At 75.1% G+C, this 1687-nt stretch carries 2 protein-coding genes; one reads left to right on the top strand and one right to left on the bottom strand.

The features are described from left to right. Positions 1–715: MFS transporter (locus KBX53_RS32175; protein ID WP_210863601.1), on the bottom strand; the 715-nt coding region annotated here is incomplete at its 3' end. A gap of 160 nt (positions 716–875) precedes the next feature. Here KBX53_RS32175 and KBX53_RS32170 point away from each other — a divergent pair. Beyond that, positions 876–1687 (top strand): LacI family DNA-binding transcriptional regulator (locus KBX53_RS32170; RefSeq protein WP_210863599.1); only part of this gene is annotated, 812 nt, incomplete at its 3' end.

Raw genomic sequence — 1687 nt, 5'->3', positions numbered from 1 at the left:
GCCCGATCAGCAGGGTGCGCGGCTCCCGCCAGGCGGCGAGTTGCGCCCGGCGGCGGGCCGCCGGGGTGGCGTCCGCCGGGTCGCCGGTGTGGTCGCTGCCCACCGGCAGGTACGTCCGGGCGGCGAGCGCGGTGCCGGCCAGCACGACCACCGCCACCGCGACGAGGTGCGCGCCGACTGACACGTCGAAGCGGGCCGCCCCGGCACCGAGCGCCGCGCCGGCAACCGAACCGAGGCTCCACCCGGCGTGGAAACGGGGCATGATCGTCCGGCCGAGCCGCCGCTCCACCGCCGCGCCCTCGATGTTCATCGCCACGTCGCAGGCGCCGGAGCCGTAACCGAGGGCAACCAACCCCAGTGCGACGAGGGCGAACGACCCGGTCATCGTGGCGCCCAGCCCCGCCACGCTCAGGCCGACGGCGACCATGACGGTGGCCATCGTCACGGTGCGGGCCGCGCCGAAGCGCTGGGCGAGCAGGCCGGAGGTGGGCATGGCGAGCAGCGCGCCGACGCTCATCGCCAGCAGCAGCAGCCCGAGTCGGCCGGCGGAGAGGTCCAACGCCTCACGGACGGCCGGAACGCGGGAGAACCAGCTGCCCACGGCCAGTCCGTTGAGGGTGAAGGTGACAGCGACACCGTTGCGGGCGAGCCGCACCGTCCGCAGGTTCGGCGAGGCGGTGTCCGGGGCCAGGGGTCGACTGGTGGGGGCGCTCACGAGGGTGGGTCCTCTTTCTCGGGGTGATCTCCTGGCACGATCGCACACCTGAGAGCGCTACCACCACAACCCGGGACCGCCCCTTACCGCAGCTGGTGGGGCCGGGGCATGATGGGCGCAGGCGCTGGTCCGACCGGACGGGCCGCCGCGGGAGGCGACGATGACGACAGCGGCACAGCGACCGGCCACTCTTGAGGACGTGGCCCGGGTCGCCGGGGTGTCCCGGTCCACGGCCTCGCGGGTGATCGCCGGCACGGGGTTCGCGTCACCGGCCGCCCGGCAACAGGTCACCGCGGCCGTCGACCAGCTCGGTTACGTGCCCAACCCGGCCGCCCGGGCGTTGGTCCGCGGCGGCGGTGTCCGCCTGGTGGTGGCCGTTCTGGGGACCAGCGCCGCGGTGCTGGACGACCCGTACGTGCACCAGGTGGTCGGCTCGGCCGCCCGGGTGTGCACGCCCGCCGGTGTCGGGGTGGCGCTGCACTGGCTGCCGTTCGGCGACCCCCGCACCCTCGACCAGATCGGCCGGGATCGCAGCGTGTGCGGGGTGATCCTGGTCAACACCACCGAGGATCTGCTGGCGGCGGTTCCCCAGTCGCTACGCGGTCGGGTGGTCTCGATCGGCATCGGCTCGGCCACCGTGCCGTCGTTCGACGTCGACAACGCCGCCGGCTCCGAAGCGGTGCTGCGCCACCTGTACGCCGCGGGTCGCCGCCGTATCGCCATGGTGACCGGCCCCCGATGGCTGCCCTGCGCGCAACGCCCGGTGCAGACGTACCGCCGGTTGATGGCCGAGGCGGGCCTGCCGGAGCGGATCCTGCCCGGGGACTTCCGGGCGGCGCGCGGCCGGACGGCGGCCGGCGAGGCGCTGCACCGCTGGCCGGACATCGACGCGGTCTACGCGATCAGCGACGACACCGCGCTCGGCGTGATCGCGGGCCTGCGGGACGCCGGTGTGCGGGTGCCGGGCGACGT

It is taken from the genome of Micromonospora sp. M51, assembly GCF_018070305.1.
Lineage (GTDB): Bacteria > Actinomycetota > Actinomycetes > Mycobacteriales > Micromonosporaceae > Micromonospora > Micromonospora parva.
Note: the sequence above shows the minus strand (reverse complement) of the source record. Positions and strands in the feature narration are given on the sequence as shown.